Here is a 2,695-nt window from a genome sequence, read left to right as displayed (position 1 = left end):
TGTTGGCTCAGGAAATTGATATTGTTCCAATTAAACTAAATCCCTATCAGGGATTGAAACGGTCTTAGTTTGCCGTACCGATTTATACGGTGTAAAATTTCGTTCCAATTAAACTAAATCCCTATCAGGGATTGAAACAGAGCAAAGTAAATATAAGCACAGTCGTTAAGGAGTTCCAATTAAACTAAATCCCTATTAGGGATTGAAACATAATCTAATTTAACCCCTCTTACCACCCGCCAACATCCTCAAACGGCGCACATCCAACAAAGTAATCCTAGAACCATCAATCACCATCAAACCTTCCTGACTCAACTTAGCAAAAACCCGCGATAAAGTCTCAGGAATAGTCCCCAAAAAAGCCGCCAACTGCGCCTTAGTCATATCCAACTCTACCACCGCACCCGATACAACCTGCGAATCCCCATATAAATACAATAAATAAGCCGCCAACCTCCCCGGAACCTCCTTCAAAGACAGGTCTTCAATAAGCTGAGCAAACCGTCGTAAATGCCGCGCAAAAAGTGCTAACATATTAATCCCAATACTTGGATATTCCTCAAGCAAATTCAAAAAAGCAGTCCGAGGAAAAAATAATAACTCAGTCACTTCCAAAGCTATCGCAGAAGCAGGAAAACATTCCCCATCAAAAGCCGGCACCTCAGCAAAATGTTCTCCAGGCCCAAACAAATGCAAAATTTGTTCTTTCCCTTCAGCAGAAACTTTGAACAGCTTAACTCTGCCAGACTTGACAGCAAAAAAACCTGTCCCTGGTTCCCCTTCAGAAAAAATTAACTGATTTTTAGCATAAGTACCTGCGATTGCAATCTCAACGATAGCATCTAACTGCTCATCAGCTAAACCCCGCCACAGCCGAATATTTTCTATAAACTCCCTAATTTCAACTCCCATAATTCCTATAAATTTTCAAGTATTGACTTAAGTCAAGGTAATTATCTCATCTCCCACCCTACAGTAAACACAGGTAGAGAAAACTAACAGGAGAACAAGCTTATGTTTTGCGAACAATGCGAACAAACCGCCAGCGGACAAGGATGCCATCAATGGGGGGCTTGCGGTAAAAGTCCAGAAGTTAACGCCACACAAGACTTATTAATTCACTGTTTGCGAGGACTCGCGCCCGTAGTAATTCAAGCTCGTAAATTAGGTATTCCTACCCGCGAAGCTGATGTTTTTACCTGCGAAACTCTATTCGCGACCATGACTAATGTTAATTTTAGCACTAAAAGTTTTGCGGAATATATTCACCACGCCATCGAACTGCGAGAAAACTTAAAAACTCAAGTTCAGCAAATAGTTACGACCCCCATAGAATGGTCTGACCTTGCTAAGTTTACGCCTAACTTTGAGGAGAATCTAGTACAACAAGGTCAAGAAGTATCCTATCAATTCATCAGCCAAGCAGGCGGCGATGTCGATATATTTTCCCTTAAACTTACCGTACTTTACGGTATCAAAGGCTTAGCCGCCTACGCCTTCCACGCCCTAGAATTAGGTCAAGAAGACAATAATCTTTACGCATTTTGTAGCGAAGCATTAGTCGCCCTCGATAACCCAAAACTTACTTTAAATGACTGGGTAAATCTGGCATTAAAAGTGGGAGAAGTCAACTTTCGGGCGATGGAACTCCTCGATAGCGGCCATACAGAAACATACGGTCATCCCGTGCCCACAGTTGTGCCTCTAAACCCCAAAAAAGGCAAGTGTATTCTAGTCTCCGGTCACGATATCCAACAACTCGCCGCTGTCCTCGAACAAACCAAAAATACAGGCATTAACATCTATACTCACGGGGAATTATTACCAGCACACGGCTACCCAGAATTAAAGCAAAAATATCCTCATTTCTACGGTCATTATGGCACTGCTTGGCAAAATCAAACCAAAGATTTCGCTAAATTTCCCGGCGCAATTATCCTCACAACTAATTGCCTCATGCCACCACATGATAATTACCAACAGAAATTATTTACTCTTGGCCCCGTAAATTGGCCCGGTGTCATTCACTTATCAGCACAAGAAATCATCGCTGACTTTAGCCCAGCAATTCAAAAAGCTTTAGAATTACCCGGATTTACCCAAGATGAAGAACCCCGCAAAGTAATGACAGGTTTTGCCCGGAATGCGGTGTTAAATTTGGCTGGTGATGTGATTGAATTAGTTAAGCAGGGAAAAATTCAGCACTTTTTTCTAGTAGGAGGATGCGACGGTGCGAAACCAGACCGCAATTACTACACAGAATTTGTTGAAAAAGTACCTAAAGATTGTATTGTCTTAACTCTCGCCTGTGGTAAGTTCCGCTTTTTCGATCAAAAATTGGGATTCATCGGTGAAATTCCTCGCTTAATGGATGTAGGTCAATGTAATGATGCTTATTCCGCCATTCAAATTGCATTAGGTTTAGCTAATGCCTTGGATATGGGAGTGAATGAGTTACCGTTATCAATGATTCTTTCTTGGTACGAACAAAAAGCGGTTGCAGTTTTGCTAACCCTGCTTTATTTAGGGATTCAAGATATCCGTTTAGGGCCAACTTTACCAGCCTTTATCTCTCCAAATGTGTTTAAGTTGCTGTCAGAAAAGTATAATTTGAAAGCGATTACAACACCTGATGAAGATTTAGCTGCTTGTCTGGCTTAAGTGGTCGAAGATAATTAAACGTAGGGTGGGCGCT

2 protein-coding genes are annotated in these 2,695 nt (G+C 41.7%); one reads left to right on the top strand and one right to left on the bottom strand.

Annotation, left to right across the window (positions count from 1 at the left end; all coding sequences use genetic code 11):
- Nucleotides 1-219 precede the first annotated feature (219 nt).
- Nucleotides 220-912 (bottom strand): Crp/Fnr family transcriptional regulator, encoded by a 693-nt coding sequence (locus tag PN499_RS27870; RefSeq protein WP_272036672.1) that lies wholly within the window; start codon nucleotides 910-912, stop codon nucleotides 220-222.
- Between the two features lie 102 nt (nucleotides 913-1,014).
- On the opposite strand from PN499_RS27870, the gene hcp reads away from it, so the two are divergent.
- A complete protein-coding gene (gene hcp, locus PN499_RS27865) occupies nucleotides 1,015-2,661 on the top strand; it encodes a hydroxylamine reductase (protein ID WP_272036670.1) in 1,647 nt (548 codons plus the stop codon).
- Nucleotides 2,662-2,695 lie beyond the last annotated feature (34 nt).

Origin of the sequence: Kamptonema animale CS-326, from assembly GCF_028330895.1 — a bacterium.
Lineage (GTDB): Bacteria > Cyanobacteriota > Cyanobacteriia > Cyanobacteriales > Microcoleaceae > Kamptonema > Kamptonema formosum.
The sequence above is the reverse complement of the archived record's forward strand: the minus strand, read 5'-3'. Positions and strand labels throughout refer to the sequence as shown.

Coding starts and splice junctions, on each gene's coding strand:
- PN499_RS27870 (WP_272036672.1), bottom strand. CDS start 912: ATGGGAGTTGAAATTAGGGAGTTTATAGAAAATATTCGGCTGTGGCGG.
- hcp (WP_272036670.1), top strand. CDS start 1,015: ATGTTTTGCGAACAATGCGAACAAACCGCCAGCGGACAAGGATGCCAT.